This is a genomic window from Photorhabdus thracensis, assembly GCF_001010285.1.
Taxonomy (GTDB): Bacteria; Pseudomonadota; Gammaproteobacteria; order Enterobacterales; family Enterobacteriaceae; genus Photorhabdus; species Photorhabdus temperata.
On sequence record NZ_CP011104.1, the window covers coordinates 3,327,893 to 3,346,673 of the forward strand.

Consider the following 18,781-nt stretch of genomic DNA (forward strand, 5'->3'; position numbering starts at 1 on the left):
TGTTATTATACCGAAATTGACTATTATGGGTAGTTATCGAATAGTTGAGATAATCGCCAATTTTTCAGATTATCCTGTGACTGGTTTTTCTTTTATTTTTCCACATTGAAGATATTGTTCTCTAGTCTCAAAGCCCTTTGGGCTTTTCGCCTGATATCCCCGCCCGCACTGAGGGTGTCGCAAAAGGTCATGTTATCCATTAAAATCTGCGCTCTTCCTTTAGGCGCAGCTCTTTTATGACCTTATTCATTCGAAAACGGGAACCGTCTGCTTACACCAAACGTCAGTTTGTCAAAGCTCAGCACTTACCTGTATTGGATGGCTCCCTTTCCCTTTCTGATTATCTCAGGCAAATGGGGGAGCGTTGCGCATTTATTGTTGCTGACATTCTTGATGAGCAAGATTGGGGCCCCTTTGAACGCCATTATGCTTCGACAGGGAGAGCCCCTTATTCTCCACGCTCCATGATGGGGATCCTGCTTTATGGGATCATGAAAGGACACTGCTCGCTCAGAGAACTTGAACGACTTGCGCGTTTAGATTTAGGCTGTATTTTTGTCAGCCAGGGAATTACGCCCGATCATGCCAGTCTTGGGCGTTTTATTTATCAGCACCAATCCGTCCTGACGGGACCATTTTTTAAGGCACTGACCTTATCCATTTTGCACCGCAGTCGTTCGGACGGCTCGTGCCTGGCCGGTGACGGGACAGTGATAGAGGCGGCCTGTTCTCATTACCACCTTTTAACTCAGGAAGCGATTTCACGTGAAAAAAATACTCTCACGGCTACCCCTGCCACAGCGCAGACAGAAAAACGCATAAAGCAATTGGAACAGGGAGCCAACGTATTACGGCGCCGACAAGAAAATCGCGAAAAAAAAGGAAGGATGCCAGCCAACTGCGTATCAATCCAACAGAACCCGACGCCGTCGTCCAGAAACTCAAGCGGGGAAGGGGATTTTCAACTTCCTATAAACCGTCTGTTTTAGTCAACAACAGACGAATTATCGTCGCTCAAACGGTCGACCCCTCCAGTGAAACCCAAGTGATGGCCGCGTTATTGGCGCAGAATCTCACTATCTCGGGAGGTCACCCGGAAAAGCTGTTATTGGATGCCGGTTATTTCCATGACGATGTGATTGCTGAGGCGAAGAAACATCAGATCTGGCTGTTTTGTGCAGAAAATTCAGAGCGACAGCGTACCCGAAAAATCTATCCTAAATCCTTATTTACTTATGATGCTGAGCAAGATTGCTATATTTGTCCTGCTCATCACCAATTGTCCCTGCAAAGTACAGTGAAAGCCACTGAAAAAACGCGGACCTATCGGGTTTATCGCGCTGACAATTGTGCCGGATGCCCGCAGAAAGCGGGCTGCACAAAGGCTAAAGGAGGAAGAAAAATAAAACGTTATCCGGAAGATGAAGGGCGGGAGACACTTCGTTTGCATATGGCCCGACCGGAGTCAAAACAGATATTGAGTCAACGGAAGAGCCTGGTAGAACCGGTATTTTCGGCATTACGGGGAATTCAGAGACTGGAACGCTTTCGGCGTAAGGGATTGTCAGCGGTAAAGCTGGAGTTTTCCCTGCATGCAATGGCCTATAACTTATCAAGAGCGGTGGCTCTGATATTAGGGATTATTTTTAGCCTGTTATCCATACAAATAACAGGCTGCCCAAAGTCAGTGATTGAATTTAACTTGATGCTTGAAAAAGTGACCTCAACCCTTTTGCGACACCCTCTTTACGGCGGGGAGCAGTCACAAGGGCGTACAAGTGGCTGATCTGTCCAATATCTTAATGAAATTTATTCTCCATATTATATTGAATCAGATCTAATGGTACATATAATAACGCAGGCTTTTCTTAGCCGAATTTTGACCAAAAAATAATTGTCACTGGTGGGTTTCTTCTCCGACCAGTGAAAAAAACATCGCAATTTAATCATCTTGCGTTACTATTTTTTGACCATCTAATAATAGTTATCATCAATCTTTGGTTTACTTCTCAGATATCATCTTTTAACTTATTAAAAACAACAGGGCATATATGATTTGGGGTTTACTTGCCACATCGCTGGCATTATTAGCTATACACCGCACGACTGCGCTTATCGTTCTACTGGCCGCCGTTGTTACCGGATTTATAACGCAAGTTATAATTTATCCAGCAATTGCCACTATCGCAATTATTTTCGTGTTAGGTGCACTACGTATCTATTTTCAGCAAAATAACATCATCAAAATAACAACTGAGCTGCTATTGCTCGCTTTTGGTATCGCGTTATTCCTGCATCTGATCCCAGGCTTTCATAACCTGAAATATCTCGATAAAGTTCAAGTTGGTCCTCATAGTGCGTCATTCTCAATGTATTTCAACTTCGATAAGGCAATTATCCCTTTCCTTCTGCTATGTTGCATGCCTGGATTATTTACCACAAAACCACTGGCAAAGGTTCGCCCTTATGCGTGGATAATCTTGACTGTTGCCATTCCTGCACTACTCGGTATAGCAACAGCCTTGGGAGGACTTGCGATTGAACTGCATATGCCACAATGGTTGCCGATGTTTATTTTGACAAATATTTTCTTTGTTTCTCTGGCAGAAGAAGCGCTATTTCGTGGCTATATCCAACAAAGGTTGAGTCAGTGGATTAATCCCTATTTTGCCCTGATCATCACTGCCTTGATTTTTGGTGGCGCACACTTCGCTGGAGGTCTATTACTGGTGATTTTCGCTACACTCGCAGGATTAATATATGGTCTGGCATGGATGTGGAGTGGCCGGCTGTGGGTCGCTGTCGGGTTCCATTTTGTCCTTAATTTGGTTCATTTGCTGTTCTTTACTTATCCCATTAAGTTAGTAACAGCACTATAACGTGTCAAACTTGCCCGGTATCTATTCAGTAATCTGCAAAAAATTAAGGTTTTCAGGCAAATAACGTTATGGAACCAGACTATTGATTGCCGTTCTGGTGTATAGGGCAATATAATGCGTGCAGTTATCATTACGTTTGGTTTTTTAAGGAGTTTAAGCTATGGCTGTAACTAAACTGGTTCTGGTAAGACATGGTGAAAGCGAGTGGAACAAAGAAAACCGTTTCACTGGCTGGACTGACGTCGCTCTCTCTGAAAAAGGTCGCGCCGAAGCTCAACAAGCAGGCCAGCTACTGAAAGAAGAAGGCTTTGTTTTTGATTTCGCATACACCTCTGTTCTGAAACGTGCTATTCACACGCTGTGGAACATTCTGGATCAGGTTGATCAACAATGGTTACCTGTTGAGAAAAGCTGGAAACTGAATGAACGCCATTATGGTGCTCTGCAAGGTCTGGACAAATCAGAAACCGCAGCTAAATACGGTGATGATCAAGTTAAACTGTGGCGTCGTGGATTTGCTATCACCCCACCAGATTTAACTCAAGATGATGAGCGTTTTCCAGGTCATGATCCACGTTACGCAAATCTGAAACCAGAAGAGCTACCAGTGACTGAAAGCTTGGCAACAACTATTGAGCGCGTGATCCCTTACTGGGAAGACGTTATCAAACCTCGTGTTGCCAAAGGGGAAAAAGTGATTATCGCTGCTCACGGTAACTCTTTACGCGCTCTGGTTAAATATCTGGACAACATGAGCGAAGAAGCCATCCTTGAACTGAATATTCCAACAGCAGTACCTTTGGTTTATGAATTCGACGAAAATATGAAACCAATTAAGCATTACTATCTGGGTAACGCTGATGAAATCGCAGCAAAAGCCGCCGCTGTAGCAAACCAAGGTAAAGCGAAATAATTCATTACCGATAAAATTGCTGATATTGTACTTTTTCAGCAAATATAAAAATCTATGGTCACCCCCGTTTTTGCAACACAAATTTTGATGTATGGTGGGCTTGCGTAAATCTATTCGGCGTCTGGTGAGCAGTCATGCCCGCGCCACGATGAGTTCCGTGCCTGCCGAACCTTAAAAACCGGTCGGCTTCAGAGAGCCATTTTTTATATCAGGTTCATCAGCAGGCCGATATGCCGTTCATGTCATCAATTATCTGTCGTCGCAAAACCAGATGGTAACTGCTTAACTTTCTGAGCTAACGCCGTTTTTCGTTGGCTCTTTTATTTAATGAACACCGTCTGATGTGCCGTAACGGCCCAGGCTATTCGTGCCAGTTTATTCGCCAGCGCGCACGCCACAACGTTCGAGTGATGGCGGGCAAGCTGCCTGTTCACCCACTCTGCCAGACGCCCTGGATTATGCTCCAGCCGCTGCATAAAGACCCTGGCACACTGTACCAGCAGCCGCCTCAGATTTTTATCACCCCGCTTGCTGATGCCCATCAGTGTCGTTTTTCCACCCGTGCTGTACTGGCGGGGAACCAGCCCTGTTGAAGCCGCAAAGTCACGGCTGCTGGCATAGTTTTTACCGTCCCCCAGCCGCATGGCTAACAGACTCGCCGTTACCGGCCCAACGCCAGGAATGGTCAGCAGGCGTTGCGCGGTTTCATCTTCCGCCAGATGCGTTTTCAGTTCCTTATCGACTTCCTCAATTTCTCCGCTGAGGTAAACATAATGACTGTGGAGTCTGCTCAGAACCCTTGCCAGATAAGGCGGAAAGTCATTTTCTTCCAGCACAGCGGCCAGACGTCGTATCACGGCAATACCGCGCGGCAGACTGACGCCGAACTCCAGCAAAAAAGCGTGCATCTGATTGGGGGTTTTAACGCGTTGCCGTATCAGTGAGTCTCTGACGCGATGGAGGGCGGCCATCGCCTGTTGGTCTTCTGTGCGGGGGGGCACAAAGCGCATGGAGGGCCGGGAAGCTGCCTCGCAGATAGCTTCAGCATCGACAAAATCGTTCTTGTTACTCTTAACAAAAGGACGGACGAACTGCGGAGAAATCAGCTTTGCCTCATGGCCTAAATCAGCGATCCGGCGAGCCATAAAGTGCGCCCCACCGCAGGACTCCATCACTACGGTTGCAGCCTTGCAGGAACCGAGAAAATTAATAAGCTGAGTGCGGGAAAACTTCTTACGCAGCAGGGCGTTACCCTGCCTGTCCTGACAGTGGACATGGAAGGAATGTTTACCGAGATCGATACCAATAAGCGTAACGTTTTGCATGATGGTTCCCTCTAAAATAAAATACCCTGCTAGCGTACCTCTCACAGGGTGGGGGTGACCATCTCATTAACCGGAATCATGAATTCCGGTTTTTTACATCCGAAAAATGTTATCAGCCACGACGTGCTTTCACCGCCAACGATAATTGACGTAACAAGATTTCAGTGTCAGCCCAACCAATGCAAGCATCGGTAATACTTTTACCATATACCAATGGTTGATCACTCTCCGGGTCCTGGTTCCCTTCTTCCAAATGACTTTCCACCATAACACCAATAATCACCTTCTCTCCGGCCGCAATTTGCCCACTGACATCTGAGCACACATCCATCTGTTTTTTAAATTGCTTGGAACTATTGGCATGACTGAAATCAATCATAATTCTTGCCGGCAAACTTGCTTTTTCCAAGCTTTGCTTCACGGCAATAACATGTTCAGAGCTATAGTTTGGTTCTCTACCACCACGCAGGATAATATGGCAATCAGAATTTCCACTGGTATTCACAATCGCGGAATGTCCCCACTTAGTAACAGAAAGGAAACTGTGCTGTGATCCTGCGGCATTAATAGCATCAATGGCAACTTTGATCCCACCATCAGTGCCATTTTTAAAGCCAACCGGACAAGAGAGGCCAGAAGCCAGCTCACGATGGACCTGCGATTCCGTGGTACGAGCGCCGATTGCTCCCCAACTCATCAAATCCGCCAAATACTGTGGAGAAATCATATCCAGATATTCACCCGCAGCTGGTAGCCCCATGTCATTAATATCCCGCAACAATTCACGCGCCAGACGTAAACCATCATTAATATCAAAGCTGTGATTCATATGAGGGTCATTAATTAGCCCTTTCCAACCAATAGTTGTACGCGGTTTTTCAAAATAAACCCGCATGACAATTTCCAAATCGTCTTTGAGTTCTTCACGCAACTTATTCAACCGTTCAGCATATTCCATTGCTGCTTTAGGATCGTGAATAGAACAGGGACCAATCACAACCAACAGGCGATCATCTTCACCAGTCAGAATCTGATGAATAGTTTTGCGAGCCTTACGTACTGTAAATGCAGCCTTTTCAGTTGCTGGAAATTTTTCAAGTAGTGCTACAGGAGGTAATAATTCTTTTATCTCTTTAATTCTTATATCGTCATTCTGATAATTCATAACCCTCTCTCATCCACATCTTTGTATATTTGTTTAAAACAATCTTGTGATTTTAATCTAACTGTTAGAAGACAAACTGTAAATATTCTTTGTAGATAATAAATAAATCAGTGTTTAACTAAAGACATAGAAAAATATAGTCAAACGTGATCTGAGCTGTTTTTTATAATTGAAATATCTTTAGAAATGAGAATTATCAGAGTAAATCCCTAAAAATATGCCAGAGATCGACAAATCAATTCTCTGGCATCATTAAAAAATTATTCGATGCGGGATAATGGCTGCGAATGATTTTTCTGAGCTACCTGAATCCACAAACGAGAACCATTAAGTGCAATGCCAAACAGAATCACATACTGCAATGACATCGCCAAAACGCCTTGATGGAAATAGATAACAACGCTTATCACATTGATAACCATCCATACCAGCCAGTTTTCAACATATTTGCGAGTCATCAGAATCATTGCCACAATAGATAGCACCGTCATTGTCGAATCCCAGAATGGGAATGCATCAGGCACCAATACCGGCATTTGAACATTAAAATCAAACTCTTGCATAATCGTAACGGCAATCTGAGTCAAAGAGCCAAAGATCCGATCGATATTAAAAGTCATAATAACAATCAATAGCACAGAAATCAGACTAATTATTAACGCCTTATTCAAACTTAACCAGCGTATTTTAAGTTCAATCTGCTGCTGATCATTAACCCTGCTCCAGGCATACCAGCCATAAATATTTGCAGCAAAAAAGAATAATTGCAGCAATAAACTGGCATAAAGTTGAATTTGGAAGAAAATCACAGCAAATAATGTGACATTAATCAGTCCAAACAAATAGTTAATTATTTTCTCCTGACTTGCAAACCAAATACATAGCAAACCAGCAATCGTACCTACTGCTTCAATCCACGATAAATCATAACCGCCTTTTCCCAGTGGGATATTTACTAATATATTGTTAATACTGAAAAAATCCATCTGTTATATCCTATTATTATCTACAACAAAGAATTACACCCATTATTTGTTTTCTCATTTTAACCGAGTTGCAAAATCAAGCATCCTGTTTAAAGGAATAAGCGCCTTTTCACGTAACTCTTCTTTAACAAATATTTCATGCTGAACCCCGCCCCGCTCCAATCCCTGAACGATAGCTTGTAAGCCATTCATTGCCATCCACGGACAGTGGGCACAACTACGGCAACTCGCACCTTCTCCAGCCGTAGGCGCTTCAAATAACTGCTTCCCTGGGCATACTTGCAGCATTTTATAAAAGATGCCTTTATCTGTTGCCACGATCAGCTTCTGATGCGACAAAGACTGCGCTGCTTTGATTAACTGACTGGTTGAGCCAACAGCATCAGCCAGATCAATAACTGCTTGTGGTGATTCAGGATGAACCAATACCGCAGCATCAGGATGCAGACCTTGCATTCTAACCAAAGCCTGAGTTTTAAATTCATCATGGACAATACAAGCACCTTGCCAACAAAGAATATCGGCTCCGGTCTGTTTACGGACATAATTTCCCAAATGGCGATCCGGCGCCCAAATTATCTTTTGCCCCTGGCTATCCAGATGATCGATCAGCTCAACAGCAATACTTGAAGTCACAACCCAATCAGCCCGAGCTTTAACCGCTGCTGATGTATTTGCATAAACCACTACTGTACGATCCGGATTATTATCACAAAACTCAGTAAATTCTTTTTCAGGGCAACCCAGATCCAGCGAACACTCAGCTTCCAACGTTGGCATTAAAACACGCTTTTCCGGATTGAGAATTTTGGCGGTTTCTCCCATAAATCGCACTCCGGCCACTAATAGAGTAGAAGCTGGATGATTGCTGCCAAAACGCGCCATTTCCAGTGAATCTGCCACACACCCTCCGGTCTCCTCAGCCAAAGCCTGGATCTCTGGATCGGTGTAATAATGTGCAACCATAACGGCATCCTGCTGTTTCAGGAGGCGCTTGATCTTTTCACGGCAATGTTTCTTTTCATCCTTACTGAGAAAAGCAGGTTTCGGTGGGAATGGGTAAATGGTTGAATTAAAATCAATATACTCGCTCATTACTCTGATTCTCTGTTTAGTATATAGTTTAAAAAAGCGATAAAACTGGCTGATTATCAAAAAATTCACGCAATTTTGTTTTATATACTAAACAAAATAACTAATTTATATCAATTTGTCGCGCAGTATTTTACCTGTTATAAGTTATTACATTACCTGCTAATTTATAAGATTAAGCTTATTCATCAATCATCACTAAAGTTAAATAGGAACTTCATATAATGGAAGACCCGGTAATCCTTCTGGAAAAAATTCTTACTTTTGCCCGTAACGATCCCCGCATTGATACCGTTATCCAAACAGGTTCCCGAGCCAGAAACACACGTGTAGATAAATTCTCAGATCTGGATATAGAGCTGATTGGTTCGGGAACAGATGAATTAATAGGCAACAATTTATGGCTTAACCCGTTGGGTGAAGTTATGGTTGCATTGCATCTGGCTAATGAAAAAGAGGGTGAACCAGATTGGCCAACTTGTTTGGTAGTTTTTAGCGGTGGTCGTAAGGTGGATTTCACACTGGCAAGTGTTGAACGCCTGAAAGATATGAAACAGAGAGGTTTGGATAAACTCTATCAACGGGGCTATAAGATCCTCCTTGATAAGGCGGGCCTTACAAACGGGCTTCCTGAAATCACTCACCAATTAACTAAATCGCATATTCCATCATCAGCAGAATTTAATGAAAACCTGCACGAGTTTTGGTTCGAGGCAACACAAGTGCCTGTTTATATCGCTCGTGGTGATTTATGGCCTGCAAGAATGAGGGATAATGAGATGAAAGAATCATTGCTGGCAATGATGGAGTGGTACGTCTCGATAAAAAGTGATGGAAAAACGGATGTCTGGTACAACGGCCATCATTTGCATGAGTGGTTACCTGAGAAGTTCAGCAAGCGTATTCAAGGGATTTTTGGCAGTTATGGCAAAGAAGAAGCGATACGAGCATTGCAGGAAACCACAGAGCTTTATACGGAGATTTCTGCTGAAGTGGCGGAAATGAAGGGGTTTGAGTTCGATAGTGAGCTACCCGGCAAAGTCAGGAAGCATATTATGCAAGTTATTGGGAGGTAAGCTTTAAGTTAGTAAAGAATATAAAACTACCGAACGCGTTGTTGTCTCGCTTTGCTCGGCTCGAACCTGCGACCAATTGATTAAAAGTCAACTGCTCTACCGACTGAGCTAACAATACATCTAGGGAATTTGTTTTTGAATGAAGCTCTAAGATGGTGGGTCGTGCAGGATTCGAACCTGCGACCAATTGATTAAAAGTCAACTGCTCTACCGACTGAGCTAACGACCCATCTAAGGAATTCGTTTTTGAGTGAAGCTTCAAGATGGTGGGTCGTGCAGGATTCGAACCTGCGACCAATTGATTAAAAGTCAACTGCTCTACCGACTGAGCTAACGACCCATCTTGTGACTTCTCTCGGCAACGGCGGCATATAATACTGATTTTTCCGCGCAGCGCAATGATTATTTTTCCAAATTACGTTTAAATGCTTATTAAACACTCAAAAAACCCCGAAAACATATTAATACTGCCTTCCGGGGCCGATAATTACAACGCAGAAAGCTTTTTCTCAGCCAATTTAGCCGCATTCGAACCAGGATACTGTTTCATAACCTGCTGGTAAACAGATTTAGCTTTATCCTTCTGGCCCTTGTCCTGCATGATCAAACCAACTTTATACAACGACTCACCACTCTTCTGAGACTTAGGATAATCTTTCACCACCGTAGCAAAGTAGTAAGCAGCTTCGTCCTTCTTACCCTTGTTGTAATGAAGTTGACCTAACCAGTAATTCGCATTAGGCATATAACTCGACTTTGGATAAGACTTCGCAAAGCTCTGAAAGGCAGTAATCGCTTTATCATATTCTTTGGTATTCACCGCCAAAGAAACGGCAGCATCATAATCACCCTTCTCGCTACCCGTCCTTGTCGCTGAAGACGCTTGATTACCACGATTACTTGCTGCTGAAGATGCTGTATTTGCAGCAGATTGACTATCCGCAGAACGGGTAGCGCCTTCCAGTTGCTGATAAATATCCTTCTGCCGCTCTATAACCTGATTAAGCTGATACTGATTCTCTTGAATCTGCCCACGGAGCATGTCGATATCACGTTGAGAATCGGCGAGTTGTTGCTGGAGCTGGGTTAACAGCTGACTGTGAGCGTTGGAAATACGCTCTAATTGGGTAAGACGCTCGTCGGGAGAACCCGAGCCGACATTACTGATTGGCGCTTGGGCAATAGCGGCCCAGGGAGCCGCTACGCCAACCAATAACGACAGACCCAAAAAATGACGTCTGAAGTTACTGTTCATGAATTACTCTTAGTATGCCAATACTGCGCGACGGTTTTTAGCATATGCTGCTTCGTCGTGGCCCAGTACAGCGGGTTTTTCTTTACCGTAAGAGACGATAGAGATCTGCTCACCGGAAACACCTTTACCTTGCAGGTACATTTTCACTGCGTTAGCACGGCGTTCACCTAATGCGATGTTGTACTCAGGAGTACCACGTTCGTCAGCATGACCTTCTACAACAACTTTATAAGATGGGTTGCTACGCAGGAATGCTGCATGAGCGTCTAACAGCTGAGAAAAATCTGAGCTGATATCGAATTTATCGAAACCAAAATATACGATGTTGTTGTTTTGCAGCTCTTGCATTTGCTGACGAGCTAATTCTTCCGCTGACAGACCCGCATTAGTTTCGTTAACAGTGCCTACACCAGACTGATCGTTATCAGCATTTTTATTAGAACTACACGCTGCTACAGCCATAACTGGTAAAGCTAACATCAGCCCTTTTAGCACTTTGTTCAGTTGCATCTCTTTGATCCTTTTAAAATTTGCCATACATATTATTATGCATCACAGATACGGCGACCAGGCAGGGAATTTTACCTGTCCATCGGTCGCCGGAAGACGCGCTTTGAAACGCCCATCAGTCGAAACTAGCTGCAATATAGTCCCCAACCCTTGAGTGGAGCTATAAATCACCATAGTGCCGTTAGGTGCGATACTTGGCGTTTCATCCAGGAACGTATCCGTCAAAGTTTGAACGGCTCCCGTTGCCAGATCTTGTTTAGCTATGTGCTGCTTACCACTCTCTGAGCTGACCATCACCACAAAATTACCATCTGCGCTAACATCAGCATCCTGGTTTTGTGTGCCTTCCCAAGTGAGGCGTTGCGGAGCACCGCCATTAATATTGATTTTGTATAACTGCGGACGACCACCCTGATCGGAGGTATAGACCAAAGTCTGGTTATCCGGCATCCAACTTGGCTCAGTATTGTTACTGCGGCCATCTGTAACCTGACGGATCTGAGCTGAACCCAAGTCCATCACGTAAAGATTCAAACTACCCGATTTGGACAGGGCAAACGCCAGCTTACTGCCATCAGGAGAAAATGCAGGTGCTCCGTTATGACGCGGAAAAGAAGCAACCTGACGTACTTCACCGCTGGCCAAGGTCTGAATAACCAAGGCAGAACGGCCACTCTCAAAAGTCACATAAGCCAGTTTAGCGCCATCAGGAGACCACGCCGGTGACATCAATGGTTCTGGCGAACGGTGAACAGTGAACTGGTTGTAACCATCGTAATCGGATACACGCAGCTCATATGGATATTTGCCACCATTCGTTTTTACAACATAAGCCAGGCGAGTGCGGAATGCGCCTTTAATGCCAGTCAGCTTTTCAAACGCTTCATCACTGACCGTATGCGCCGCATAACGCAACCACTGCTTAGTCACTTTAAGCTGATTCTGGGCAAGAACGGTTCCCGGAGCGCCAGCAGTATCAACCAACTGATAAGAAATCAGGAAACTACCATCCGCACTGGGTTGAATCTGCCCGACAATAACCGCATCAATCCCCAGCGCCGACCAAACAGCAGGCGTCACCTCAGATGCAGTCGTCGGTTGCTGCGGCATACGGCTAGCGTCAATAGGATTAAATTTACCGCTGTTGCGAAGATCCGCCCCAACGATCGCACCTATCTCTTCAGGAGCACCACCCGCCCCAGTCCATTTAAATGGCACAACACCAATAGGACGTGCAGAATCAACACCCTGTGTGATTTCAATACGAACTTCTGCGTGAGCAACAGCAGCCCACAACATCAAAATGCCTAGCACTACTTTAAAAGCCTGCTTCATCATCTCTCCCTTATCGCAGATGGAATGCCGCAATAATTCGCAGAATATTAACAAACGTCAACAAACAAAACCAGATAGCTTAATAACATTGAATGGTTTTGTTTGTTATTAATAATCTCTATAAATAACAATCTTATTGAGGTTTGAAATCAATCGGAGCATTCTTAAACACTTCGTAAACCTCTTTACTTGGTGGTTTAGGAATTTTCGCTTGTTTAGCTGCGGCTACCGCTGCCTGACACAGTGCCTGATCCCCCCCTTCTGGTTTTATATCTATTAGCAAACCATCAGGAGCAAGCTTAATCCGTAATGTACACATACGCCCACGATACATACTTGGATCATAAAACTTATTCTGTATTGCTATCTGAATCTGCCCAAGATAGTTATTAATATCAGAATTTGAAGCACCGCTTTTCTTACCGCCACCTTTACCCGCAGCAGAAGCCCCCCCCTGCTTTGGCGCATTAGAAGTTAAACCACCCAGTAAATCATCAACTTCACTTGCCTGTTTGGCGGCTTGTGCCGCCGCTTTTTTCTTGGCGTCAGCTTCAGCTTTTGCATCTGCCTCAGCTTTGACTTTAGCATCCGCTTCAGCCTTGGCTTTTGCTTTAGCCTCAGCTTCTGCTTTGGCTTTCGCTTCTTGCGCGGCTTTTTGTTTAACAGCAGCGGCTTCTGCTTTTTTCTGCGCCTCAGCCTGCTCTTTAATCAGTTTTTCTTTTTCAGCTTTAGCCTTTGCCGCAGCTTCTTCTGCCTGTTTTTGCTCTTCACGGGCTTTTGCTGCTGCTTCTACAGCTTGCTTTTTCTGTTCTTCCGCAACCTGTTGCGCTTTAATCCGTTCTTCTTCTACCGCTTTCAGGCGTTCCTGCTCCTCAGCCTGTTTTTCTCTCAATTCGGCTGCTTGCTGCTCCGCTTTCTTCTTACGTGACTGTTCTGCACGTTTAGCGTCAGCTTGCTGTTGCTGGTGTTGATTGTACTGTTGTACTACCGCATTCGGATCGACCATAACAGCGTCAATAACAGAACCATCCTGTCCGCCGCCACCCATTTCAGTTTTTTGCGTCAGGGAACCCCAAATAAGTACCCCTATTAAAATAATATGCAACACAACCGAAACGATAACGGCGCGATTTAGCTTATTGTTTTGCCCGTTTGTCTTTCCCACGCTCGATATCCAAAATCTTTAAATAACAGCAACTGCCGGCCAGACTCAGATAGGCTGAGTCATTAAACCAACGGATTTCACACCGGCCTGATGTAACATGTTCAGTGCTTTAATAATCTCATCATAAGGCACTTCTTTCGAACCACCGATCAAGAAAACGGTTTTCGGATTCTCTTTTATTCGGGCCTGCGCTTCAGCAATAATCTGCGGCTCAGGTAATAACTCCAGCCGTTCATGGTTAATTACCATGGTGTATTGACCAACACCAGAAACTTCTACGATTATCGGCGGGTTATCGGAACTGGAAACCGTTTTAGAATCTACTGCATCCGGCAAATCAACTTCTACACTCTGAGTGATAATCGGTGCTGTTGCCATAAAAATAAGCAACAAAACCAGCAACACGTCCAGTAAGGGAACGATATTGATTTCGGATTTCAGCTCACGCTTGTGACTACGAGTGCGTGCCATAGCCTCTCCCCTTACTATTTGTTTTCCGCTTTATTTTCAGCAGAGAAAGCCTGACGATGCAAAATAGCCAAAAACTCTTCCATAAAGTTATCGTAATTTTGCTCCAGCTTATTAACTCGCTGATTCAGGCGGTTGTATGCCATAACAGCCGGAATAGCAGCAAACAGACCAATCGCCGTTGCAATCAACGCTTCTGCAATACCCGGCGCTACCATCTGAAGAGTTGCCTGTTTTACCGCCCCTAATGCAATAAATGCATGCATGATCCCCCAAACTGTACCAAACAGGCCGATATACGGGCTGATTGAACCCACAGTACCCAAAAATGGAATATGGCTTTCCAGTGTTTCCAATTCACGGTTCATCGATATGCGCATTGCACGTGAAGCACCTGTTACTACCGCCTCAGGTGCATGGTTATTTGCATGGTGCAAACGGGCAAATTCTTTGAACCCAGAATAAAAAATTTGTTCCGTTCCACCCAAGGAATCACGGCGAGACTGACTTTCCTTATACAAGCGTGATAATTCAATACCTGACCAGAATTTGTCCTCAAACGCTTCCGCTTCACGGGTTGCCGCATTGAGAATTTTGGTCCTTTGAATAATGATTGCCCATGAAGCAATGGAAAAGCAGATCAAAATAAGCATGATCAGCTGCACCAAAAGGCCCGCCTTCAGGAATAAATCAAGAATGTTCATGTCAGTCACTGCTTAAACTCCGCGACAATAGACTTAGGAAGCGCAATCGGCTTCATTTGAAATGTATTCACGCAGGCGATTAGAACTTCTGCGCTGTTAAGAATTGTTCCGTTAACATCAACAATGCGTTGAATAAATGTCAAAGATGCTCCACGAATATCCGTAATTTCGCTCTCTATCTGCAACATATCATCAAGCCGGGCTGGGACTCGGTAATCAACCACAATACGCCGAACAACAAATGCAATTTGTTCGTCAAGTAAACGCTGCTGATGAATGCCATGCTGACGTAACATCTCTGTACGGGCTCTTTCATAAAAGGCGACATAACGGGCGTTATAAACTACCCCACCAGCATCTGTATCTTCGTAATAAACACGGACGGGCCAACGGAACAACGTATTACTCACTTTCAATCCTAAATAAGGCGAATTAACGCTGCCACTATACTCAAGACCATGCAGCTTTGGAATAATGTGCAAATAAAAAATTTATTGGTTAAAAATCCCGTAACATACAGAATTAATTAATGGAAGAAGTGGTACAAGCCCCAAATCAAAATTAAGAACGCAGGCAGAGGAAAGAAAAAGATCCGCCAGACGATATTTCTTGGGTGAAAACCCGTTCCGAAAGTCACACCTGTGCATACAGCCCATCTTTACCTCCAAAGGGTATTCCCGCCGACATCAGGCGGGAGGGGAATTTGGACGGGCTTGAAAAGCCCGTAGAATCATCAGCCACGCTGATGTTGAATGTATTGTTTCACCATTTCCAGCGGTGCTCCACCGCATGAACCCGCAAAGTAGGAGCGAGACCAGAGAACGGCCTTTCCGTATGCTTCGCGTAAGTCCAGAAACTCATTACGTAAGCGACGGGAGGTTACCGCTTTCAGCGAGTTAACCAATACCGATAGCTGAACGGTCGGGGGATACTCAATCAGTACATGAACATGATCTAAATCGCCGTGACTCTCTTTAAGTTCTGCGCCGAAGTCACGGCAGATTTCACCTGCATACTGATGAAAGGCTGAATAGTGTCGCTCGCCAAGAATCTTTCTACGGTATTTTGTCACAAACACAAGATGTACATGCAAAAGAAAGGCGGCATGTCGTGAACGATTAATTTTGTATTTTTGCATTGAAGTTAGCCGAAGGCACAGTAAAATAGAGAGTAAACCTACTACACACTGAATGATAATGCTAATACTGAAAGCCTACAAGTTCAGACTAGAGCCAACTGAAGAACAGTTGCCGCGTTTGCGGCAGTTATGCGGGTGTGCTCGTTTTGTCTGGGATCACGGACTTCAGGTAACAAAACACATTCTGGATTCCGGCGGAAAACTTCCCTCCGCGTTTGAACTCAACCGAATGCTCACGGGGTGGAAAAAAACACCGGAATACGCCTTCTTACAGGAAGCTTACACCGATAACCTTCAACAAAAACTTAAAGACTTACAGGGGGCATGGAGGCGTAGCTTCGATAAAACACTGGCAGCGAAAGCGCCTGTATGGAAACGAAAAAATGACGGCAGGGATTCAATCCGGTTCGTCAATTTTGAAAAATATTGTCTCCTTGAAAATCGCAGAGTCAGGCTGCCTTCTGGGCTCGGATGGATAAAGTTCCGGCAATCGCAGGAGGTGAACGGCAAAATCAAAAATGCCACGATCAGCCAGTCAGTGGGTAAATGGTATGTGTCGTTTCAAGTCGAGATAGAAGCCTCTGAGCCCCACCACGAATCAACAACAATGGTGGGTCTGGATGCCGGGATATCGAAACTGGCGACGCTCTCAGACGGGACGATATACGAACCGGTCAACAGTTTTAAAACCCGCCAGCGCAAGCTGGCGAAGCGCTAGAGACAGTTAAGCCGCAAAGTGAAGTTCAGCGCCAACTGGCAGAAACAGAAGCGAAAAATTCAGCGTCTGCACGCGCATATTGCCAATATTCGCCGCGACTACCTTTATAAGACCACCACGAAAATAAGCAAAAACCACGCGATGATCGTGATTGAAGATTTGAAGGTCAGTAACATGTCGAAGTCAGCGAAAGGCACGGCAGAACAGCCCGGAAGGAACGTTCGGGCTAAATCAGGCTTAAATCGCGCGATACTGGATCAGGGCTGGTATGAAATGCGCCGTCAGCTAGAATATAAGCAGCTCTGGCGCGGCGGTCAGGTACTGGCAGTCCCTCCGGCATACACCAGCCAGCGGTGCGCATGTTGCGGTCATACAGCGAAAGAAAACCGCATATCACAAAGTCAATTCGAGTGCCTTGAATGCGGATATACGGAAAATGCCGATATCAACGGAGCTCGTAACATTTTAGCGGCAGGACATGCCGTGCTTGCCTGTGGAGGGAGGGTGCAGTCAGGCCGCCCGTCGAAGCAGGAACCAGACGCAGAGCGATCAGCCGTCGCCCACTAACGGGAATCCCCTCTTGAGTCACGAAGTGCGAAAGTGGGGGAGGATGTCAAATGAGTAAAATGCCTTGCCATAGGTGCAATGCACTGGTGTTGGCCGCAAAACGGGCGGGATCCCAGAAGACACAAGAAGCAAGCACCAACGCCATAATAAGGATAAGGCCCTTACAGGACCTTTATCCATCAGCCGATAGCATTTATCTATCAACATTATTTCTCACTATTTTCAGCGGTTTTTTCCGCTTCATTATGCTCAAGTGCTAAAGCAGCGATGATAGCGAAACTACAAGCCAAAAGCGTTCCGAGAATCCAAGCAAAATACCACATGCTCTGTGCTCCTTAGTACAGTGAATGTTTGTTATTTTCAATAAAGCTTTTGTCCAAACGTCCAAACATTTTGTAGTAACACCAAATGGTGTACCCCAGAACAATTGGGACAAAAATCAATGCAACTACAAACATGACACGCAGTGTCAACAGACTTGAAGTCGCATCCCACATTGTCAGGCTGACATTTGGATTAGTGATTGATGGCATAACAAATGGGAACATCGTCACACCACAGGTCAAAATAATGCAAACAATGGTCAGTGAAGAGCACAGAAATGCCCATCCTGCTTTATTCATACGCGTCATCAATATCGTCAGCAGAGGAGAAACAACACCCAGTGCCGGTGACGCCCACAACCACGGATAGTGATTAAAGTTGGTCATCCAGGCGCCAGCCTGATGAGCTACTTCTTTATGTAATGGGTTAGACTGAGCCATAGTCTCCAAGCCGCCAGTCACAATATAACCATCAATACCATAAATCAGCCATACACCTGCCAGCAGGAAAGCAACCATTGTCACCAGCGCACAAATATAAGTTGCGGCACGGGAACGCAGACGCAATTCACCGGTAGTACGCATTTGCAGATAAGTTGCCCCCTGAGTCACAATCATCATCAGGCTGATCACCCCCGCAAGCAAACCGTATGGATTTAGCAATCCGAAGAACGAACCGCTATAGAACAGGCGTAGTTGGGAATCAACGTTGAACGGCACCCCTTGCAACAGATTACCGAATGCCACACCGATAACTAATGGCGGAACAAAACTACCGACAAATATCCCCCAATCCCACATGTTGCGCCACTTACGGCTTTCCAGCTTGGAACGGTAATCAAAACCAACCGGACGGAAAAACAGCGCGGATAACACCAGGATCATAGCGACATAGAAACCAGAGAATGCGGCGGCATAAACCATTGGCCATGCTGCAAACAATGCCCCACCAGCGGTGATCAGCCAAACCTGGTTACCATCCCAGTGTGGCGCCACTGAGTTAATCATGATGCGGCGTTCAGTATCGTTTTTACCAATGATGCGCAACAGGACACCCACGCCCATGTCAAAACCATCAGTTACCGCGAAACCGATTAGCAACACACCAATCAGCAGCCACCATATAAACCGTAGTACTTCATAATCAAACATAAGTGGACTC

General features: G+C 45.0%; 20 protein-coding genes, 3 tRNA genes and 2 pseudogenes. 6 read left to right on the forward strand and 19 right to left on the reverse strand.

What is annotated here, in order from left to right; translation table 11 throughout:
* Positions 1 to 236 precede the first annotated feature (236 nt).
* From VY86_RS25940 to gpmA, 4 genes are all read left to right on the forward strand, one after another.
* Positions 237 to 989 carry a transposase gene (locus tag VY86_RS25940; protein WP_238591471.1) on the forward strand — a complete coding sequence of 251 codons (753 nt, stop codon included), beginning with the start codon at positions 237 to 239 and terminating at the stop codon, positions 987 to 989.
* Complete coding sequence (locus VY86_RS14305; RefSeq protein WP_238591675.1) at positions 905 to 1,786, forward strand: transposase; 882 nt, start codon at positions 905 to 907, stop codon at positions 1,784 to 1,786. Before VY86_RS25940 ends, VY86_RS14305 begins: the two co-directional genes overlap by 85 nt.
* 265 nt (positions 1,787 to 2,051) lie before the next feature.
* Complete coding sequence (locus VY86_RS14310; RefSeq protein ID WP_046975438.1) at positions 2,052 to 2,879, forward strand: CPBP family intramembrane glutamic endopeptidase; 828 nt, start codon at positions 2,052 to 2,054, stop codon at positions 2,877 to 2,879.
* A 160-nt stretch (positions 2,880 to 3,039) separates the two neighbouring features.
* A complete protein-coding gene (gene gpmA, locus VY86_RS14315) occupies positions 3,040 to 3,792 on the forward strand; it encodes a 2,3-diphosphoglycerate-dependent phosphoglycerate mutase (protein ID WP_021325676.1) in 753 nt (250 codons plus the stop codon).
* 320 nt (positions 3,793 to 4,112) lie between these two features.
* On the opposite strand, the gene VY86_RS14320 is transcribed toward gpmA, so the two are convergent.
* The 4 genes from VY86_RS14320 to nadA form a co-directional block, all read right to left on the reverse strand.
* The gene (locus VY86_RS14320; protein ID WP_046975439.1) at positions 4,113 to 5,117 is read right to left on the reverse strand and encodes an IS110 family RNA-guided transposase; all 1,005 of its coding nucleotides are present in this window, start codon (positions 5,115 to 5,117) and stop codon (positions 4,113 to 4,115) included.
* A 112-nt stretch (positions 5,118 to 5,229) separates the two neighbouring features.
* Complete coding sequence (aroG, locus tag VY86_RS14325; RefSeq protein ID WP_046975440.1) at positions 5,230 to 6,282, reverse strand: 3-deoxy-7-phosphoheptulonate synthase AroG; 1,053 nt, start codon at positions 6,280 to 6,282, stop codon at positions 5,230 to 5,232.
* Positions 6,283 to 6,542: 260 nt separating this feature from the next.
* Positions 6,543 to 7,268 carry a nicotinamide riboside transporter PnuC gene (gene pnuC, locus VY86_RS14330; RefSeq protein WP_046975441.1) on the reverse strand — a complete coding sequence of 242 codons (726 nt, stop codon included), beginning with the start codon at positions 7,266 to 7,268 and terminating at the stop codon, positions 6,543 to 6,545.
* Between the two features lie 54 nt (positions 7,269 to 7,322).
* Entirely contained in the window at positions 7,323 to 8,363 is a 1,041-nt protein-coding gene (gene nadA / locus VY86_RS14335) for a quinolinate synthase NadA (protein WP_046975442.1), read from the reverse strand.
* Between the two features lie 221 nt (positions 8,364 to 8,584).
* Here nadA and VY86_RS14340 point away from each other — a divergent pair, with 221 nt between their 5' ends.
* Complete coding sequence (locus VY86_RS14340) at positions 8,585 to 9,436, forward strand: aminoglycoside 6-adenylyltransferase (protein ID WP_046975443.1); 852 nt, start codon at positions 8,585 to 8,587, stop codon at positions 9,434 to 9,436.
* Between the two features lie 52 nt (positions 9,437 to 9,488).
* Here VY86_RS14340 and VY86_RS14345 read toward each other — a convergent pair.
* The 12 genes from VY86_RS14345 to tnpA form a co-directional block, all read right to left on the reverse strand.
* Positions 9,489 to 9,546, reverse strand: a tRNA-Lys gene (locus VY86_RS14345).
* Positions 9,547 to 9,589: 43 nt separating this feature from the next.
* A tRNA-Lys gene (locus tag VY86_RS14350) sits at positions 9,590 to 9,665 on the reverse strand.
* Positions 9,666 to 9,700: 35 nt separating this feature from the next.
* Positions 9,701 to 9,776 (reverse strand) — tRNA-Lys (locus VY86_RS14355).
* A gap of 147 nt (positions 9,777 to 9,923) precedes the next feature.
* Entirely contained in the window at positions 9,924 to 10,691 is a 768-nt protein-coding gene (gene cpoB, locus VY86_RS14360) for a cell division protein CpoB (protein WP_046975444.1), read from the reverse strand.
* A 9-nt stretch (positions 10,692 to 10,700) separates the two neighbouring features.
* Positions 10,701 to 11,201, reverse strand: coding sequence for a peptidoglycan-associated lipoprotein Pal (gene pal / locus VY86_RS14365; protein ID WP_046975445.1), 501 nt, complete (start codon positions 11,199 to 11,201; stop codon positions 10,701 to 10,703).
* A gap of 42 nt (positions 11,202 to 11,243) precedes the next feature.
* Positions 11,244 to 12,536: a Tol-Pal system beta propeller repeat protein TolB gene (gene tolB / locus VY86_RS14370; protein WP_046975446.1), complete on the reverse strand. Its 1,293-nt coding sequence runs from the start codon at positions 12,534 to 12,536 to the stop codon at positions 11,244 to 11,246.
* A 133-nt stretch (positions 12,537 to 12,669) separates the two neighbouring features.
* Positions 12,670 to 13,701, reverse strand: coding sequence for a cell envelope integrity protein TolA (gene tolA / locus VY86_RS14375; RefSeq protein WP_046975447.1), 1,032 nt, complete (start codon positions 13,699 to 13,701; stop codon positions 12,670 to 12,672).
* 45 nt (positions 13,702 to 13,746) lie between these two features.
* Entirely contained in the window at positions 13,747 to 14,172 is a 426-nt protein-coding gene (gene tolR / locus VY86_RS14380) for a colicin uptake protein TolR (RefSeq protein ID WP_046975448.1), read from the reverse strand.
* A 14-nt stretch (positions 14,173 to 14,186) separates the two neighbouring features.
* Positions 14,187 to 14,882 carry a Tol-Pal system protein TolQ gene (gene tolQ, locus VY86_RS14385; protein ID WP_046975449.1) on the reverse strand — a complete coding sequence of 232 codons (696 nt, stop codon included), beginning with the start codon at positions 14,880 to 14,882 and terminating at the stop codon, positions 14,187 to 14,189.
* Entirely contained in the window at positions 14,879 to 15,283 is a 405-nt protein-coding gene (ybgC, locus tag VY86_RS14390; protein WP_046975450.1) for a tol-pal system-associated acyl-CoA thioesterase, read from the reverse strand. Before ybgC ends, tolQ begins: the two co-directional genes overlap by 4 nt.
* A 116-nt stretch (positions 15,284 to 15,399) precedes the next feature.
* The gene (locus VY86_RS24185; RefSeq protein WP_082111244.1) at positions 15,400 to 15,510 is read right to left on the reverse strand and encodes a cyd operon YbgE family protein; all 111 of its coding nucleotides are present in this window, start codon (positions 15,508 to 15,510) and stop codon (positions 15,400 to 15,402) included.
* Between the two features lie 96 nt (positions 15,511 to 15,606).
* Positions 15,607 to 16,011, reverse strand: a complete 405-nt coding sequence (tnpA, locus tag VY86_RS14395; protein WP_046975451.1) for an IS200/IS605 family transposase — start codon at positions 16,009 to 16,011, stop codon at positions 15,607 to 15,609.
* A gap of 58 nt (positions 16,012 to 16,069) precedes the next feature.
* Here tnpA and VY86_RS14400 point away from each other — a divergent pair.
* Positions 16,070 to 17,296: pseudogene (locus tag VY86_RS14400) on the forward strand (RNA-guided endonuclease InsQ/TnpB family protein).
* A gap of 49 nt (positions 17,297 to 17,345) precedes the next feature.
* Here the strand turns inward: VY86_RS14400 and VY86_RS23550 are convergent.
* From VY86_RS23550 to cydB, 3 genes and pseudogenes are all read right to left on the reverse strand, one after another.
* Positions 17,346 to 17,503, reverse strand: a pseudogene (locus VY86_RS23550) (cyd operon YbgE family protein); the annotation flags it as partial.
* On the reverse strand, positions 17,503 to 17,619 hold the full coding sequence (gene cydX / locus VY86_RS23555) for a cytochrome bd-I oxidase subunit CydX (RefSeq protein ID WP_021325053.1): 117 nt from the start codon (positions 17,617 to 17,619) through the stop codon (positions 17,503 to 17,505). The pseudogene VY86_RS23550 and the gene cydX, both read right to left, overlap by 1 nt.
* A 12-nt stretch (positions 17,620 to 17,631) precedes the next feature.
* Positions 17,632 to 18,771, reverse strand: coding sequence for a cytochrome d ubiquinol oxidase subunit II (gene cydB, locus VY86_RS14405; RefSeq protein ID WP_046975452.1), 1,140 nt, complete (start codon positions 18,769 to 18,771; stop codon positions 17,632 to 17,634).
* Between the last annotated feature and the right edge of the window lie 10 nt (positions 18,772 to 18,781).

Bases quoted from the DNA above. Each gene is read 5' to 3' on its own strand.
- tnpA (WP_046975451.1), bottom strand. From the start codon at position 16,011: ATGCAAAAATACAAAATTAATCGTTCACGACATGCCGCCTTTCTTTTG.
- cydB (WP_046975452.1), bottom strand. From the start codon at position 18,771: ATGTTTGATTATGAAGTACTACGGTTTATATGGTGGCTGCTGATTGGT.
- cpoB (WP_046975444.1), bottom strand. From the start codon at position 10,691: ATGAACAGTAACTTCAGACGTCATTTTTTGGGTCTGTCGTTATTGGTT.
- VY86_RS14310 (WP_046975438.1), top strand. From the start codon at position 2,052: ATGATTTGGGGTTTACTTGCCACATCGCTGGCATTATTAGCTATACAC.
- gpmA (WP_021325676.1), top strand. From the start codon at position 3,040: ATGGCTGTAACTAAACTGGTTCTGGTAAGACATGGTGAAAGCGAGTGG.
- tolB (WP_046975446.1), bottom strand. From the start codon at position 12,536: ATGAAGCAGGCTTTTAAAGTAGTGCTAGGCATTTTGATGTTGTGGGCT.
- aroG (WP_046975440.1), bottom strand. From the start codon at position 6,282: ATGAATTATCAGAATGACGATATAAGAATTAAAGAGATAAAAGAATTA.
- VY86_RS14320 (WP_046975439.1), bottom strand. From the start codon at position 5,117: ATGCAAAACGTTACGCTTATTGGTATCGATCTCGGTAAACATTCCTTC.
- pal (WP_046975445.1), bottom strand. From the start codon at position 11,201: ATGCAACTGAACAAAGTGCTAAAAGGGCTGATGTTAGCTTTACCAGTT.
- tolR (WP_046975448.1), bottom strand. From the start codon at position 14,172: ATGGCACGCACTCGTAGTCACAAGCGTGAGCTGAAATCCGAAATCAAT.
- VY86_RS25940 (WP_238591471.1), top strand. From the start codon at position 237: ATGACCTTATTCATTCGAAAACGGGAACCGTCTGCTTACACCAAACGT.
- nadA (WP_046975442.1), bottom strand. From the start codon at position 8,363: ATGAGCGAGTATATTGATTTTAATTCAACCATTTACCCATTCCCACCG.
- cydX (WP_021325053.1), bottom strand. From the start codon at position 17,619: ATGTGGTATTTTGCTTGGATTCTCGGAACGCTTTTGGCTTGTAGTTTC.
- VY86_RS14340 (WP_046975443.1), top strand. From the start codon at position 8,585: ATGGAAGACCCGGTAATCCTTCTGGAAAAAATTCTTACTTTTGCCCGT.
- pnuC (WP_046975441.1), bottom strand. From the start codon at position 7,268: ATGGATTTTTTCAGTATTAACAATATATTAGTAAATATCCCACTGGGA.